Genomic DNA, 16,416 nt, shown 5'->3' with positions numbered 1-16,416 from the left:
AAATTTTACGTCCTGTGTATTGATTCCAGAGCTTCAGTTATTTCTAAAAGATCCACCAATGCCCTTGTCATTTTTTCTTTCTGTTCTGTAGTTAAAGGAGCCATCATCCGGCTGATATTTCCTGACATCTTTCTTCTAATATCATCTGTCAGAACCTGTCCTTCTTCGGTTAATAGTATATGGAATGATCTTCTATCATGAGTATCCCTTTCCTGTCTGATCAGAGATTGTTTCTCCAGAGTCTTGAGGACCCTGCTCAGTGCGCCCTTATCCAATTCAGAATACCTGGACAAGCTGCTGAGTGTATTTCCCTCATGATCGGAAACCATCATTATTGTTTTTTCCTGGGTAAGATTGATTCCATTCTTATTCCTCTGTGGTGTCTTCCCATCCATAAGCATACGTATCAACCTGGGTAATACACTGAAATAATCCTCTGTGATTTTCATCTTGGCCTTCTTTCATTGCTATTGCATTATTTGCAATAGCAACTATATAGAGAATAAATTGTCCTTTCAAGCTTCTTTAAGAAAAAGAAACAGAAATAAGAGAGGAATAAAAAAACCGGGCATGAATTATGCCCGGCTGTATATTATCTGAAATCAAACAGACTTAAAAGATTACTCCCCTGTGTCCAGCATCTCCCTGCCGGGCCTGTCCGGAATATGGACAACCTCTCTGGGTTTTGATCCATTCTGGGGACCTACGATCCCCCTGATCTCCATCTCTTCCACCAGACGTGCAGCTCTGTTATATCCTATCTGAAGACGACGCTGCAGATAAGAGGCCGAAGCTTTTCCGGCAGCCAGCACTATATCAAGTGCCTTGTCATAAAGGGGATCAGAGAACGAACTGACTCCACGGCCGTCGCCCCCTGATTCATAATCATCGTCATCAAGGAACATTTCATCATCAATATAGTCAGGCTCACCCAGAGTTTTAACATAAGAGACAACACGTTCCACCTCATCCTCCGAGAGAAATGCACCCTGCATACGTGAGGGGAAGGGATCCCAGGCCGATGTAAAGAGCATGTCACCCTTACCAAGAAGCTTTTCGGCACCCATCATGTCAATGATAATACGGGAGTCAGTCTTACTGGCTACCATAAAGGCTATACGGGATGGGAAATTCGCCTTGATCAATCCGGTAATTACATCGATTGAAGGCCTCTGAGTTGCCAGAACAAGATGTATACCCACAGCCCTGGACATGGCAGCCAGACGGGCCACAATGGCTTCCAGCTCCTTGCCTGACTGAGCCATGAGGTCGGCAAACTCATCAATAACCAGAACGATATACGGCATATGTGTGGTGGCAATATCCCGCTCTTTGATTCTCTTGTTAAAACTCTTTATATCACGCACACCCATGGCATCAAGGAGAGCATAACGTCTCTCCATCTCATAAAGACACCACTGCACTGCCTGAAAAGCCTTCTTTGACTCTGTTATAACGGGAGTCAGAAGATGGGGAATATCATTATATAGTTTCAGTTCAACGATCTTGGGGTCTACCATGATGAGTTTCACATCTTTGGGAGATCTCTGATAAAGGATGGAACAGATAAGTGAGTTTACACAAACCGACTTACCAGAACCCGTTGAACCGGCAATCAGTAGGTGAGGTGTCCGGGCAAGGTCGATCACCTGATTACCACCGCTGATATCCTTACCGAGAATTACAGGTATTTCATAATCAGCTTTTGTAAATTCATCAGAAGAGACCAGTCCACTGTAGGAGACAATTGAGCGTTTCTTGTTGGGAACCTCAATACCGATGGCCTGTTTGCCCGGAATGGGGGCGACAATACGGATACGGGAAGATGCCAGCCGGAGGGCCAGGTTATCCTGGAGGTTGACGATACGGGAGACCTTTACACCTGGAGAAGGTTGAATTTCAAACATGGTAATTACAGGACCTCTGGATATTCCTACAACCGTTGCTTCAATCTTGAACTCGTTAAGAGTCTCTTCAAGAGCACGTGCCTGTCTGCGGGTGAAATCATCCACCTCATCAAAGCTGTTATCAGGATACTCCTTAAGCAGACCAGCTACAGGAACAGCATACTTCTGTTTTTTACGCTTATGTTTTGGAATATGGCCGGGGCTGAGAACTCCAAGCTTCTCTGTCTCACCTTCGGGTGACAACTTGGATTCAATGGATATCTCTACTTCCAGGGGAATATCGACAGGTTCAGACTCTTCTATCAGCTCTGCTTCAAGAATATCATCATAGCTGTCAGTCACATATCCCTGAGCCTGATAATCTGCTTCGTCTATCTCATCAACTTCGTCAACTTCATCAACTTCATCAACTTCATCAACTTCATCAACTTCATCAACTTCATCAACTTCATCAACTTCATCAACTTCATCAACAGACTCAAGGGCCACAGGCTCATCCATCAGGAAACCGATACCGGGATCTTCAGTTACTCCCGAAAATTCAGAAGGAATCACAGCTGATGCTGCAGAGACTGACGCCGCGACAGAAGGGGGCACAGTTTCATTCTCATAAACAGGATTTACCACTTCATCAATGCTCATGGTTTTATTAGGATTAAACACAGGAGCCCCAGTCCGGGTTGCAGCTTCCGGTTTCTCAGACGGTCTGTCCGGTTTAAACACGGGTTTTTTATTCAGATCGGGCCTGAGTACAGAAGCAATAAGGGACTGGATTTCACTGTCATCAGCCACCTCAACAGGAGGAATGGGCTGAGGCATGTCGGGCATGGGAAAAGCCTCGGCATCGGGATCATGAGAGAACTCGGACTCCTCAAATACAGCCTTTCTGTATGGATCTTCAAAACTCTGTTCCCGGCCTGTCTTCAGGACATTCATTTTAAGGGAGACAATACTCTCTTTAATCGATGAGAACATCTTAAAACTCTCTGAAAATTCTGGTGGAAACCAGGGTTTTCCCGGGAAAATAAAATCTCCCAGTTTATATATCAGGGCACACTCCACCAAAAACAGGAGTAGAAGAAATGGAAAAGAAATCCAAATCCCCAGTTCGGTGATCAGATAACGTGAGATAAATATATTGGTATTACCGCTGACAACATGAAGCAACAGCGCCAGATTAATAAAAGGGAAAAGTGACAGATTCATTGTGAGAAGCAGCTTTTCAGTGTTTCGCGGAATATTGAGAATAAGAGCACAGAGTACGAGGTAAACAGGGACGTAAAATGCTGCCAGATGGAATGTACTGAATAAGAAGGAGACAAATCCTGCGGTCACACCGAAGGCTCCCAGAAGGGTAAAGAGAAAAAGTAAGACTCCCGTTGAAGCCAGAACTATGGATAAAATACGTGTAAACTTATTCAATACGGACTCTCCTGTATCTAAGATTATCGGAATTTCCCGGCCTCTTCTGAACAGAAGAAGCCGAACATCCCTGAATAGGATATCTGAGGAGATTCTCAGTTCCGGTATTAGTTAATTAGAAGAAGATCAGGCCCAGAATTCCAAGGGGTACCAGATAGAAGCAGAAATAATAGAACTTACCACTGTTGATCAGACGGACCAGCATCCATAAAGCCAGAAAACCGGAGATCAATGCAGCCATAAATGCAACCCCGATTACAGACATGGAAATACTGTTAAGAAGTTCCACTCCATCTTTCATATCAAGAATAAGGGCCCCTAGAATGGCGGGGATGGAGATGAGAAAGGAATATTCTGCAGCCACATCCCGATTAAATCCACGGTAGAGACCGGCAGAAATAGTAATACCCGAACGGGAGATTCCCGGCAAAACACCGATTCCCTGTGCCACACCTGTTATAATACCATCTTTAAAATTCAGATCCCGGTACTCTCTTCCCTCTTTTGCCTTACGTGTAAACCACAGCAGAGTTGCAGTCACCAGATACAGAGGAAAAACGACTTTAGGAGTTTCTCCCACATTCAATTCTGAAATCAATAGCCCCAGAATTCCAGTAATAAAAACAGCCACAAGAATAACTGCAATCAGCTTCATATTTTTCATATCCTGTTCGTCTGTTTTCCTGGCAATCCAGCGGAACAGTGAAGCGAGGAGCTCAATAACCTTTTTACGGAACATAACAAGTACAACAATCAGGGTGGCTACATGGAGGAGGACATCAAAAAGAACAGGTATTTCACCCAGACCCATCCAATGTCTCATCATCAGTAAGTGTCCGGAACTGGAAACCGGTAGGAATTCAGTTAGCCCCTGAATGATTCCAAGAATAACTGCCTGTAAATAACTCATAAAATCTCCGTAATTATTTTAATAAATCTCATTCCAATATACATCAGAAAGGCTGATAAAACTGATCAAGCCACTCCCCGGGGGGAAGACCAGTCTCAAGATACCTGTATGAAGCGGCTGCGACAATAACCTTACGCACATAATCCCGTGTTTCCCTGAAAGGGATGCTCTGAATAAAAAGATCAGGATCAGATGAGGGGTATCGTCTCTTCCAGGTACGAAGGTTTCCACCCCCGCCATTATAGGCAGCCAGCACATCCACATAGGAATCGGTCCAGGGACGCTCAAGCAGCCAGTTCAGATAGAGAGTACCCAGAGTAATATTATCTTCGGGGTTCATCAGATCCCATTCACCCATTCTATGTTTCCGGGCCAGTTCTGCCGCAGTGGCCGGCATCAGCTGCATCAGGCCGCCGGCACCCACACGTGAAGAAATCCCCTCATGGAAGGCGCTCTCCCTGCGGATAACTCCCAGTATCAGTTCATCGGGAACAATGTCTTCAGAGAGTGTATACCGTTCCGCCCCGGGAAAAACCCAGGGAAGAAGTACCATCCCCTCTTGGGGAGGAAGACGGTAGAACCAGTAACCCGCAAAGCGGATCAATTCATATAGGTCACCTTCAGCCTCAAGATAGCGGCAGAACTCAGCGACCGTGTCTGCTGAGATATCCTCTCGTCTTTCATCCAGTCTTGTAAGAGCTTCTTCATTATATCCGGCGGAAAGCAGCACTGTGTAAAGTTGGTCTGCCACAGCGGTTTGAGACACCCTGGCAGATTCAGTGCCAGCCGTCAGATCAGGCCATTGTTCAGGTGCCGATCTGAGAGCAAAATACCCTCGTGGATCGGGGTGGTAAAGATCAGATAGGGCAGCAAGAGAACCGCTGGGGAGATAGCCGGCATCCACGACTTTCTGTAAAAGAAAGTAACCCTGAGATGCCGATTCTGTCAGACCTGCATCCATAACTGCCGGCAGCAGCTGCAGCAGATCCTGCCAACGCCTGTAACGAACCAGGGTACTGTAGTATTCATCCAGTACATCATTAAAATACCCGCCGTCATTCCTCAAAGTACCAGTCTGTACAAGATAATGGGGAAGACGATCCGGAAACTCCCTGCTCAACAGACGGATGATATACCATTGTGAACGCCGAATCTCCTGCCAGTCATCTGATCTGCTGATGGACTGTTCATACCAGTAGAGAGCATTATCATTGTCTCCGGTATTTTCATAACAGGATCCAAGAAAAAAACTTCCGCCGAATCCGGAGGCAACAAAACCTTTCCACTCAGAAAGGAAATCTATCCAGTAGGAAGCTTCATCAGTTTTAACAACCGAATTTCTAATTTCAACTAATAGTGATGAGAGAGGGAGATCTATTGAGTTATGAATATTCAGAAACCAGTATTCCCGGTAAGCCTGCTCGGCGTCTTCATATTCCCGGTTGTGAAAATCCTCTTTTGCCTTCAGCAAAAGCAGATCCTCTACAGCAAAATCCCTCTCTTTCTGATTTACAGATAAGTTTCGGCCTGTCGTAGTTTTAGAATCCTGATATTCAAGCCCATTGTATTCAAGAATCAGAAATGCGGCCTTCTGCCTGCCGGTACCCCAGGATTCCATATGCCTTATCAGATCATCTCTGGAATAGGATTCCAGCTTAATCCGGTCGGCAGGCTCCAGGATTTCTCCTGAAAACAATATGTTAAACGTTCTGTCCAGATTCTCTGTCTGCTTTGTGGAACGGACACTGTAACATCCGTACAGCACCAAAAAAAGAAGCACAGGGAATAAATAGACTGGACGCAGTTTATGAAATTTCATACAACCTCGCTGCGGATTATAGCCCTAAAACAAATCTTGCTCCAGAGCCGATATCCGGGAGAACCGTATAAAAGAATCAGGCTGCTGCGGTGGTTCTTTTCCTGGGTTTTCTTCTACCCTCAAGAGTATTTACAACCTTAGCAACCTCTTTCAGTTTATAGAAGTTTAGGTTTGTATACTGAAAAGAGCTGAGGAGAGCCGGTCCGATATCTTCCAGACAGGCTACACCGCCGTTATCACCAAGGCCGTTTACAGTGAGGCTGACAGCATCAGCACCACCGTAGATTGAACGCATTGTGTTTTCAAATCCGGCTCCATCGGCATTATGACCATGGAATTCCAGAGAAGCATTGGATCTTGTCTTAAGAGTCTCAAAAAACTTCTGGACATCTTCACCACAGCTTGCATTCTGAGAGTCTGCCAGTCTTACCCTATGAGCTCCGTAGAGATTGGCCTTGGATATAAATCGGCTCAGTTTTTGTATATCACCATTGAATGGATTGGAAATACCCACACTCACATAATCAAAATGATCAAAACTCTTTTTAATCATATCTTTCATCTGTCCCATAGATTCTTCAAACTGGGAGTTGGAACTGGTATAAGAAATAGTATCCTCTGGAAAACAGATATGAATGCTTTTTACCGAACAGCGCTTTGCCAGTTCGATGGAAGCCATTGAAGCCTTTACCCAGCAGGTGATCAGGGTTCCCGGGTTTTCAATTTTCATCTGACGGATGGATCTGCACTCTCTGGGACCCTTGGCAGGAATACCTGCCTCTATTTCATTCACACCGGCAAGAGATAAAAGGCGGGCAATCTTGAGCTTCTCCATTTCTGAATACTCACGCCCATCCATCATGCTCCGTTCTCTCAATGTTGAATCGACAACCCACAATGATTTGCCTTTATCGTATATAGCCATAGAATCTTCCTCCTGAAAGCTGCATAAACACCATTCATCCCGGTGACCTGCGTTCTCTGCTTTGTATTACGCAATAGTTGTGCCATTTTTATTTTCTGATAATTATTAGAGAACAGTTATATTTCAGATAAGAACTTAGCTCAAATTTAATTTTTTATATTTTATTATTTCTCCAAGCAAAAACTATACATAAAAGTAGCACACACAAAAGGAATCCACATAAATGTATGAAAGCACGGTCATAACTGTTGATGAACCTCGGTTGACATGGACTGTGAGGAGAGCTAAATTCATTTTAAGTAGGAGACAGCATGAAACAATATGGATTTGTCAGAATCTGCGCCGCCGTTCCCACGGTCAAACCTGCGGCGGTTGAAAAAAATATCGGATGGATCATCGATCTTATAAATAATGTTAAAAGCGAAGAGCCCGATCTGCTTCTCCTTCCCGAACTCTCCCTGACCGGATATAGCTGCAGTGACTTGTTCAGACAAAACACCCTGCTTCAAAAATCCAGAGAAGCTCTTATGACACTGGCAGAAGAGACCATAAATCTGGATTTTCCTGTAATTGTCGGAATCCCCCTTGTAATCAACAGTGCACTTTATAACTGTGCTGCAGTATTGTCCCGGGGCCAGGTTCTGGGAATCGTTCCCAAGACCTATATTCCCAACAGTAATGAATTTTATGAACGGCGCTGGTTCAGCTCCGGACGTAACTGCCTTGAAACTTCAATTGATATCATGGGCGGTAATATTCCCTTTGGAACAGACCTAATCTTTCAAGATGAGAAATACCCGCTTATGCGATTCGCAATTGAAATATGCGAAGACCTCTGGTCTCCTCTTCCACCGAGCACCACCCTCTCTCTGGGAGGAGCCCTGATCATCGCAAACCCTTCGGCAAGCAACGAACTGGTAGGCAAGGCGGAGTATAGAAAACAGGTGACATCCCAGCAGTCTGCCCGGTGTATCGGAACCTATGTCTATGCCTCGGCAGGCCCCGGTGAATCAACAACCGACACTGTCTATGGAGGACATTCACTGATCTATGAAAACGGAAGACTCCTGAAAGAGGGTGAGCGTTTTCAGACAGAGAGCAGCTGGATCTGTTGTGATACAGATCTTGAATTCCTTGAACACCAGCGCCTCAGTTCCCCCTCATGGTCTCAGAGTAAGGATTTCGAAGCCATACCCTGCAGAACCATCTGCTATGAAGGCCGGGAGTCTGAATCTAAAGCAAAATCAGATTTTCTCAGATATATAGATCCACACCCCTTTGTCCCATCCTCAAGTGATGACCGGACAGTACGCTGCCGCGAGATTTTTTCCATTCAGAGCACTGCCCTGGCCGCAAGACTGAGACATATCGGATGTAAAACTGCGGTTCTCGGTCTTTCGGGCGGCCTTGATTCCACTCTGGCTCTTCTTGTTGCACAGGAGGCATTCAAAAGAGCAGATCTTCCTCTGGAAGGGCTGCAGTGCTATACAATGCCTGGTTTCGGAACTACAAAGAGAACAAAGGGGAATGCAGAACTTCTCTGTGAAGAACTGAATATCCCTCTGGAAGTCATAGATATTCAGAATATCAGCACAATTCAGCTTCAGGAGCTGGACCACAGCGGGGAACCCTCGGATGTAGCCTACGAAAATGTCCAGGCCAGACAGAGAACCATGTACCTGATGAACAAGGCGAATATGCTGAAGGGTATAGTTATCGGAACTGGTGACCTTTCGGAGCTTGCCCTGGGCTGGTGTACCTATAATGGAGACCATATGTCCATGTATGCCGTGAATACAGGAGTCCCCAAGACTCTGGTTCGCTACCTGGTACAGTTTGTGGCCGATCAGCAGCAAAACAGAAAGGCCGCTGAAATTCTCTATGATGTAATAGACACTCCCATCAGTCCCGAACTTCTCCCCCCGGACAAGCAAGGGGAGATCGCTCAGAAGACAGAAGATGTGATAGGCCCCTATGAACTGCACGACTTTTTCCTATACCAGATTGTCCGCTGTGGATTCGGCCCTGCCAAAACCTTCAGACTTGCTGAAGAAGCCTTCAGCGAAAATTATGACAGAGAGACGATCAGGAAATGGCTCCATCATTTTATCTGGAGATTTTTCACACAGCAGTTCAAACGCTCCTGTCTGCCCGACGGACCGAAGGTGGGAACAATCGCTCTGTCACCCAGAGGCGACTGGCGCATGCCCAGCGACAGTGATCCCGAAATATGGCTGAAAGAACTGGACTCAGCGAAGTGAATGAATCAGAATATTAGAGAAACAGAGTTATAAATAAAAAATAATCCCCGGAGGATAAAGATGAATGCAGATATAGGACTCGTCGGACTGGCGGTAATGGGGCAGAATCTTGTCCTGAATATGAATGACAACGGCTATACAGTAGCTGTTTACAATAGAACTGAACAGGTAACCAAAAACTTTCTTGCCGGCAATGCCGCAGGAAGAGAAACCATACTGGGAATGAGCAGCCTGAAGGATTTAGCTGCCTCCCTGAAGCGTCCCCGGAAAGTTATGATAATGGTAAAAGCGGGTGCCGTTGTGGACATGGTTATCCAGGAACTGCTCCCCTACCTTGAGAAAGGCGACATCATTATCGACGGGGGAAACTCCCACTACCCCGACTCCACCAGAAGAATGAATGAACTGAAAGAACAGGGCATCCTTTTTGTCGGAAGCGGTGTATCCGGTGGAGAAGAGGGTGCCAGAAGAGGCCCCTCCCTTATGCCCGGAGGTAATCCCGAAGCATGGCCGCATATCAAAGAGATACTACAGGCGATCTCTGCCAAGGTAGACGGTGATCCCTGCTGTGACTGGGTTGGAGAAGAGGGTGCAGGTCACTATGTGAAGATGGTTCATAACGGTATCGAATACGGAGATATGCAGCTTATCGGAGAGGCCTTTCAGCTGATGAAAGACGGCATGGGTCTGGATTACGATGAGATGAGCTCGATTTTCAAGGAGTGGAACAATGGCGCACTGGACAGCTATCTTATTGAGATAACCCGAGATATCCTGGCCTTCAAAGACAGCGACGGAGCCCCTCTTGTTGAGAAGATAAAAGACAGCGCAGGTCAGAAAGGAACAGGAAAATGGACAGGAATTGCCGCACTGGATACGGGCATCCCCCTGACTCTTATTGCCGAGGCAGTCTTCAGCCGCTGCCTGTCATCTATCAAGGATGAGCGGGAGCGCGCGTCAAAACTGTATAGCGCCCCCGAAAAAGCAGGCATAAAAGACAGAAAAGCATTCCTGAATGACCTGGAGCAGGCCCTTCTCGCATCGAAGCTCATCTCCTATGCACAGGGTTTCATGCTCCTTAAACAGGCTGCCGGTGATTTCGGATGGAAACTGAATTTCGGCGCCATCGCATTGATGTGGAGAGGCGGTTGTATTATTCGAAGCACCTTTCTGGGAGATATCAAGAAAGCCTTCGATGACAATCCCGATCTGGAAAACCTGCTGCAGGCCGACTACTTTAAGAATATAATGGAAGCCGGACAGGCATCATGGCGACGAGTTGTGATTCAGGCTGTAGAGTGGGGAATCCCTCTGCCGGCCATGTCATCGGCTCTGGCATTCTTTGACGGTTACAGAACAGCAAGGCTCCCGGCATCTCTTCTTCAGGCACAAAGAGACTATTTCGGTGCTCACAGCTATGAGCGCCTGGACAAGCCTGAGGGAGAATTTTTCCACACCGACTGGACCGGTCAGGGCGGGGGTGTCGCAGCCTCCACATATAACGCCTGATTTTTCTAAAAATTAGCGATTAATCTCCCTCTATATCCCTACTGCGGTTTGACTTAAAAATCCGCTGCAGGGTATACTGTCGCCTATGGAAAAAAAAGTAAATACTCTATTTAAAGCCCATCAGGAAGTTGTCTATCCAACACAGGGTGTCGGCCATATAGAGAAGATTGAAGAAAAAGTGTTCAAGAGTAAAACGATCCTCTATTATGTGATCTACCTTGAAGTATCAGATATGACCGTTATGGTGCCCGTGGATAAAGCGGAAGAACTGGGACTCAGAGCGATTGTGTCTCCAGCAGAATCAAAAAAAGCACTGGAAATTATCACCAAAGAATACGAACCTGTCCCCACAGACTGGAAACTGCGTTATCAGATGAACGTTGACCTTCTGAAAAAGGGAGCTGTTACAGATATTGCCACCGTTGTTACAACTCTGTATCACAGAAGCAAAATCAAGGAACTTCCCATTCTGGAAAGAAAGCTCTATGACAGTGCTCTGAAACTTCTTATTGATGAAATATCATTTTCCATCGGAAAGTCTAAAGACGACGTGGAGCAGCTGGTTTTCAGTAAATTAGAATCTGAATAAATATGAAAAAAGCAGCAATTATTACAGCCGCCGGTTCAAGCAGCCGCATGAAAGGCAAAGGTAAAAAAGAGTTCAAAGTCATTAAAGGAAGAACCGTTCTGGAAAGGGCCGTTCTTCCTTTTGTTATTTCTGAGGAATTCGAGCATATCTGTGTCACGTACCCCGAAGGTAAAAAAGAGGAAATGGAGAAAGCTCTCCATAGAATTAATTTCCCGATCTCATATGTCCAGGGCGGTGCCACCCGTCAGGCATCGGTGTTCAATGCACTCAAGAAACTGAAAGAGACAGATAGCGATCTGGTACTTATCCATGATGGAGCAAGACCCCATATCAGTGAAGAACTGATCAGCAGAGTCCTTAAAGGGACGATAGACAGAGGGAACAGTACACCTGTAACCCCAACTATCAGCGCCATGAAGGTCCTCAGCCCCCTGGGAGACATTGAGCAGCATCTGGTTCGTAACAAGACAGTCAGTGCCCAGACACCACAGGGATTCAGCTTTCCCGAACTCCTTGAAGCTCACGAAAAAGCCGATGCGGATATTAATGAATATATCGATGACTCTGAAATCTGGTCAGTCTATATAGGACCGTCCCACACTGTTGAGGGAGATCCTGATAATATTAAAATCACCATTCCCGGAGATTTGAAAAAAAAATGAGAATCGGACAGGGATACGACATTCACCGCCTTGTTGAGAATCGCCCTCTTATCCTGGGAGGAGTTACTATTCCCTCAGAGAAAGGAGAAGACGCCCACTCCGACGGTGATGTTCTCCTTCATGCCCTGATTGATGCTCTTCTCGGAGCTATTGCCCAGGGTGATATAGGAACTCACTATCCCCCCTCCGATCCTGCATGGAAGAATGTTGATTCCCGCCGTCTCCTCCGGGAGACGCTGGCTAAAGTGGAGAACGCCTCCTATAGCATAGCCAATATCGACTGTACCGTAATTCTTGAAAAACCGAAACTAGGGCCCCATCGGGAACAGATCCGTCTCTGTCTGCAGGAAGATCTGAAGATCCCTCTGGACTGCATCTCCTTCAAGGCAAAGACCAAGGAGAAGATGGATGCTGCAGGCCGGGGTGAAGCCGTTGAGGCACTGGCCACCGTCCTTCTGACCCCGAAAAACTAATGAAAAAAACAGTTCCTATCTGGGATGATATATTTATCATCCTCAATGATTTTATGAAGGGTTTCGAACTACCTTCTGTATCACTGATCGGAGAGGAAAACGGAACACCCTACAAGATACTGATATCCACACTTATATCACTGAGAACCAGAGATGAAGTCACACTCTCAGCCTCACGCCGTCTCTTTGAGAAAGCCGATAATCCTGCAGAGATGCTGAAGCTGACAAGTAGTGAAATTGAAGAACTAATCTACCCCTGCGGATTCTTCAGGGTCAAGGCAGATAATATTCTTAAAATATCCCAAATGATACTCAACGAACATAGCGGCAAAGTTCCCTGTACCCTTGATAAACTGATTGCCTTTCCCGGAGTAGGCCTGAAGACGGCAAACCTGGTACTCAGCCTAGGTTTCAATATACCGGCAATCTGTGTGGACATACATGTGCATAGAATATCCAACCGTCTGGGATGGATAAAAACGAAAAAGCCGGATGACTCGGTTCCGGCTTTGGAAAAGGTTCTTCCTGATAAATACTGGATTCCTGTGAATAAACTGCTTGTTCTCTACGGGCAGCAGATCTGCACACCGCGCAATCCAAAATGTTCACAATGCCCTTTAGACAGCTACTGCCTGAAGGCAGGAGTGGAACAGAGCCGCTGACCCAGTAAAACTGCTGAACCAGGACAGAGATTTAATCTGTCAGTTCTGCAGGGAGCTTTTTCCGGCTGAATCGTGAACTACTCAAAGGATTTCCCTTGTCATCGTATTCCCAGACTGCTCCCGCAGTACCCTCTTTATTCTCAACGGACTGTTCATCAATACCGTAATAGGTCTCAGTGAGTGGATTTCCGAACTTGTCATAGCTCCAGCGGTAGATGGCAACTCCGTCATTATTGGCCTTGTACTGCCCGTAAAGCCCATACTGGCTCTGACTGACAACATTATCCTCTTCATCATATTCCCAGCTGTAGGAAGCAATGCTCTGGTTGTTCTCTGCCGGACGTTCCTGCTCGTCATAATGCAGCTCTTCCAGCTTGTTTCCTCTCAGGTCATAGTTCCAGCGGAATACGGCCACACCCGAGTGATCTGTCTTTAGCTCATCATAGTCTGAGTAGCTTCTGGACTCTGTCATATTACCAAAATCGTCATAGATATAACGGTACATGGAAATTCCCCATTGATCTTCTTTAAGAGAATCATCCACATCATAGTATTTCTGCTCTGTAATATTGCCGCGTTCATCAAAAACCCAGCGATAGGAGGCAAATCCATTACTGTCCAGAACCTTATTCTGTGTCCTGTCCAGATTCTTCTGCTCCAGCTCATTTCCCTGAGGATAATGAATCCATCTGTACACGGCCACACCCGAAGCGTCGGGAATCATCAGACCGAGATCTGAATAATGCTCTTCCCTGATTCGGTTACCCATTTCATCGTAGATCCATTGGTAGCGGACTACCAGGTTTTTATCGGCCTTCAGTCCACCGTCTTTTCCAAAATTGACCTGGGATACTTTGTTCCCCTTTTCATCCCAGTGGTAAACCACAGATGCCAGCCCATCGTCATTTAAAACAGGGAAATCATAGCTGTCAAACCAGCTCTCTCTCAGCAGATTTCCCTGGTCATCCCACTCTCTGCGAACGACTGCCGGACGCCCATCTGAATCTACAGGGAGTCCTCTCTCATCCAGCTGCAGGACCCGTGAGAGATTACCTCTGTCGTCATAAAGAAAACGCAGCTCAAATACCCCGCTGTCACCGATTCTGTTTCCATCAGGATCAAAATAGAGCTCTGAAACCTTTCGGCCGCTTTTATTAACATCCCACATGATTGAGGCAATACCCTTGCTGTTAGCCTTAAGGTTTCCGTAGCGGTCATAATAGAAGGCGGCCGTTATATCTCCAGAAGAGTTCTGCCTGAGACGTACCGAATAAACACCCTGCTCATCGGGAGCGGGCATCCCTCTGGAATCCAGAAAAGTTCGACGGATGTAGTTTCCATTGTAGGAAAACTGAATAACAGGTACACCCAATAAGGGATCCTTTAAAGAAGTTCCCCTTCTCAAGTATTCAATCCGACTGATCCTTCCGTCATCAATTGTAGATATTCTATAACAATTAACAGAAAGAGCCTCATCTTCGGCCAGGGGATATCCGCCAACTAACCTCTCATCCTCTGCTATACGTATTTTCCTGAAGTAGGAGATCTCCTCCTGCCCGGATGCTGTACCGGGAAAAATGAAATGAAGCAGCATCAATGCCCCGAGGAAAATAAGAAAACACGCTGCCGGGCTCCGTCTGTGAGCTGATCTTCTATTTTTAACTGTACTCATATCTATATCCTCATGGTCTTCACAGGGCTTGTTCCCTGCACCTGTTTGATTATCTCGGCAAATTCTCCGAACTGTTTCAGAGAATCCTGTTTTCTCTTCTCTTCCTTCTCCTGCATCAGCTGATCCCTGAAACGGAAGATTTCCGCCTGAACCTTCATGGGCCGGGCAACCGAGAAGAACTGAAGTGTCCCGCTGTTTCCCGGTGTCTCAATCAGAACATCCCCGTAGTTGAGAAGGATCTTAACAATCCCTTTCTGAGAAACCCTGACATTCAGTATTCCAGAGAGGTCTGTCTGAGTGCGCTGCTCCTCCCTGGCGAAGGGTTTTCTCTCAATATCCCAGACATAGGGGAGGTCAATCTTATAGATATCATTCCACCAGTCCAGGGAAAACCAGAGGATTCTGAAGGCAGCTGACAGGCGCAGTGTCCATAGAATGAGCGGAAAGATTCTTCCCGTATCACCGCTAAGAATAATTGAGGCCACTATTGAGAGCAGTAGAACTGAGACCGGAACAAAGAGCTGAAAAAACAGAACAGCAGCGGACTTTCTGAAGATCCTGCTATCGGGTCTCTTTTCTGCAGCAATCTGGCTGTGTACGCCCCTATATCTCCGTGAAGCAACAGAAGCTGCCGCCTCAGAACCCGAGAGCTGATCCCTTACAAGCTCCCTGAATTTTTCCCTCTCCTCACCCTGGGAGACGGTATTCTGCAGGTTCTTCAGCTCCATCATTTTTTTCTGAAGGTCCTTGGGCTTATCTATATGCCTGAAGACAATTCCTGCTCCGGCTGTCTGTATCGTAAGATCTCCGATTTTCAGAAGATGTCTCAATATTCCGTTTACATTGACCTGTATACTTTTAATCTGATCCAGAGGAAGCTCCTCCTGATCTCTTCTGAAATTTCTCCAGTTAAAGAATCTTTTGGAGGCTGTTTTATCACTCACCCTGTAGAGTGTCATGTTTCTTAAAAAGACCTCGAAGCCTGCCAGAATCATCCCGACAGCACTGAGAACAAGGAACCACGAAGAAATCACCGACAATATAAGACCGAGAAGAATAAGGGACACAGGAACCAGCATAAACAGAGAGAAACTCTTCCTGCTGGTTCTCCCTTCAAAATGAAGCATTCCCTTCTTCTGTCCTGCAGGCTTCTTTACAGCCTTCCAGGCGTCTTCTGGAAAACCGGAAATATGATAGCCCGCCTTATCCATTCTGGGTTTCAGCGCTGCTTTCACCGAGGGGTAATTCTGAATAAAACGTCTGAATCCTTCTCCTCTCAACCTGAGGACAACAGTATCTTCAGCCGCCGTATATGGTGTATCCAGTTTACGGGGAACAGTCAGGGACTCAAGCCCCCAGAAATCTCCGGAAAAATAGCTATTTCGCCTCTGGCTTCCCTCTGAATTGAAAATGATTCTCCCTTCCAGCACCAGATATAGGCTGTCCAGAGTATCTCCCTTAAAAAGAACGGAATCCCCTTTCAGGTATTCCTGAATGAAATAGAATTCCAGCAGACCTTCTTTTTCATGCTTTGACAGGCGGCGAAAAAGAGGATGAGATAGGGCAATCTTGTGATATACATCGAATTCTGAGGTTTCCACACTT

At 46.2% G+C, this 16,416-nt stretch carries 13 protein-coding genes; 6 read left to right on the top strand and 7 right to left on the bottom strand.

Going from position 1 to position 16,416, the window contains the following annotated elements:
• Positions 1-5: 5 nt before the first annotated feature.
• From DV872_RS07210 to DV872_RS07190, 5 genes are all read right to left on the bottom strand, one after another.
• Complete coding sequence (locus DV872_RS07210; protein WP_114629187.1) at positions 6-449, bottom strand: MarR family winged helix-turn-helix transcriptional regulator; 444 nt, start codon at positions 447-449, stop codon at positions 6-8.
• A gap of 171 nt (positions 450-620) precedes the next feature.
• Positions 621-3,329: a DNA translocase FtsK gene (locus DV872_RS07205; protein WP_230391478.1), complete on the bottom strand. Its 2,709-nt coding sequence runs from the start codon at positions 3,327-3,329 to the stop codon at positions 621-623.
• Between the two features lie 115 nt (positions 3,330-3,444).
• Entirely contained in the window at positions 3,445-4,239 is a 795-nt protein-coding gene (gene uppP / locus DV872_RS07200) for an undecaprenyl-diphosphatase UppP (protein ID WP_114629186.1), read from the bottom strand.
• Positions 4,240-4,282: 43 nt separating this feature from the next.
• On the bottom strand, positions 4,283-6,058 hold the full coding sequence (locus DV872_RS07195; protein WP_114629185.1) for a flagellar assembly lytic transglycosylase: 1,776 nt from the start codon (positions 6,056-6,058) through the stop codon (positions 4,283-4,285).
• A gap of 76 nt (positions 6,059-6,134) precedes the next feature.
• Positions 6,135-6,983: a hypothetical protein gene (locus tag DV872_RS07190; RefSeq protein WP_114629184.1), complete on the bottom strand. Its 849-nt coding sequence runs from the start codon at positions 6,981-6,983 to the stop codon at positions 6,135-6,137.
• Between the two features lie 311 nt (positions 6,984-7,294).
• Between DV872_RS07190 and DV872_RS07185 the strand changes: the two genes are divergently transcribed.
• The 6 genes from DV872_RS07185 to nth all read left to right on the top strand — a co-directional run bounded on the left by DV872_RS07185 (position 7,295) and on the right by nth (position 13,139).
• Positions 7,295-9,244 (top strand): NAD(+) synthase, encoded by a 1,950-nt coding sequence (locus DV872_RS07185; RefSeq protein WP_114629183.1) that lies wholly within the window; start codon positions 7,295-7,297, stop codon positions 9,242-9,244.
• A gap of 60 nt (positions 9,245-9,304) precedes the next feature.
• A complete protein-coding gene (gene gnd / locus DV872_RS07180; RefSeq protein ID WP_171832069.1) occupies positions 9,305-10,753 on the top strand; it encodes a decarboxylating NADP(+)-dependent phosphogluconate dehydrogenase in 1,449 nt (482 codons plus the stop codon).
• Positions 10,754-10,838: 85 nt separating this feature from the next.
• Positions 10,839-11,342 carry a CarD family transcriptional regulator gene (locus DV872_RS07175; RefSeq protein ID WP_114629181.1) on the top strand — a complete coding sequence of 168 codons (504 nt, stop codon included), beginning with the start codon at positions 10,839-10,841 and terminating at the stop codon, positions 11,340-11,342.
• A 2-nt stretch (positions 11,343-11,344) separates the two neighbouring features.
• On the top strand, positions 11,345-12,004 hold the full coding sequence (locus DV872_RS07170) for an IspD/TarI family cytidylyltransferase (protein ID WP_114629180.1): 660 nt from the start codon (positions 11,345-11,347) through the stop codon (positions 12,002-12,004).
• The gene (ispF, locus tag DV872_RS07165; RefSeq protein ID WP_114629179.1) at positions 12,001-12,477 is read left to right on the top strand and encodes a 2-C-methyl-D-erythritol 2,4-cyclodiphosphate synthase; all 477 of its coding nucleotides are present in this window, start codon (positions 12,001-12,003) and stop codon (positions 12,475-12,477) included. The genes DV872_RS07170 and ispF overlap by 4 nt, the downstream gene beginning before the upstream one ends.
• Positions 12,477-13,139: an endonuclease III gene (gene nth, locus DV872_RS07160; RefSeq protein ID WP_114629178.1), complete on the top strand. Its 663-nt coding sequence runs from the start codon at positions 12,477-12,479 to the stop codon at positions 13,137-13,139. The genes ispF and nth overlap by 1 nt, the downstream gene beginning before the upstream one ends.
• A 31-nt stretch (positions 13,140-13,170) precedes the next feature.
• Here the strand turns inward: nth and DV872_RS07155 are convergent, their stop codons facing one another.
• Both DV872_RS07155 and DV872_RS07150 read right to left on the bottom strand, forming a co-directional pair.
• The gene (locus tag DV872_RS07155; protein ID WP_114629177.1) at positions 13,171-14,811 is read right to left on the bottom strand and encodes a hypothetical protein; all 1,641 of its coding nucleotides are present in this window, start codon (positions 14,809-14,811) and stop codon (positions 13,171-13,173) included.
• A 2-nt stretch (positions 14,812-14,813) separates the two neighbouring features.
• Positions 14,814-16,412: a cyclic nucleotide-binding domain-containing protein gene (locus DV872_RS07150; RefSeq protein WP_114629176.1), complete on the bottom strand. Its 1,599-nt coding sequence runs from the start codon at positions 16,410-16,412 to the stop codon at positions 14,814-14,816.
• Between the last annotated feature and the right edge of the window lie 4 nt (positions 16,413-16,416).

The sequence above is a fragment of the Oceanispirochaeta sp. M1 genome (genome assembly GCF_003346715.1).
In the GTDB taxonomy this organism is placed as follows: Bacteria; Spirochaetota; Spirochaetia; order DSM-2461; family DSM-2461; genus Oceanispirochaeta.
Note: the sequence above shows the minus strand (reverse complement) of the source record. Positions and strands in the feature narration are given on the sequence as shown.

Excerpts from the sequence above, each read along its gene's own strand:
- DV872_RS07210 (WP_114629187.1), bottom strand. The coding sequence starts at position 449 with ATGAAAATCACAGAGGATTATTTCAGTGTATTACCCAGGTTGATACGT.
- uppP (WP_114629186.1), bottom strand. The coding sequence starts at position 4,239 with ATGAGTTATTTACAGGCAGTTATTCTTGGAATCATTCAGGGGCTAACT.
- DV872_RS07195 (WP_114629185.1), bottom strand. The coding sequence starts at position 6,058 with ATGAAATTTCATAAACTGCGTCCAGTCTATTTATTCCCTGTGCTTCTT.
- DV872_RS07190 (WP_114629184.1), bottom strand. The coding sequence starts at position 6,983 with ATGGCTATATACGATAAAGGCAAATCATTGTGGGTTGTCGATTCAACA.
- DV872_RS07185 (WP_114629183.1), top strand. The coding sequence starts at position 7,295 with ATGAAACAATATGGATTTGTCAGAATCTGCGCCGCCGTTCCCACGGTC.
- gnd (WP_171832069.1), top strand. The coding sequence starts at position 9,305 with ATGAATGCAGATATAGGACTCGTCGGACTGGCGGTAATGGGGCAGAAT.
- DV872_RS07175 (WP_114629181.1), top strand. The coding sequence starts at position 10,839 with ATGGAAAAAAAAGTAAATACTCTATTTAAAGCCCATCAGGAAGTTGTC.
- DV872_RS07170 (WP_114629180.1), top strand. The coding sequence starts at position 11,345 with ATGAAAAAAGCAGCAATTATTACAGCCGCCGGTTCAAGCAGCCGCATG.
- ispF (WP_114629179.1), top strand. The coding sequence starts at position 12,001 with ATGAGAATCGGACAGGGATACGACATTCACCGCCTTGTTGAGAATCGC.
- nth (WP_114629178.1), top strand. The coding sequence starts at position 12,477 with ATGAAAAAAACAGTTCCTATCTGGGATGATATATTTATCATCCTCAAT.
- DV872_RS07155 (WP_114629177.1), bottom strand. The coding sequence starts at position 14,811 with ATGAGTACAGTTAAAAATAGAAGATCAGCTCACAGACGGAGCCCGGCA.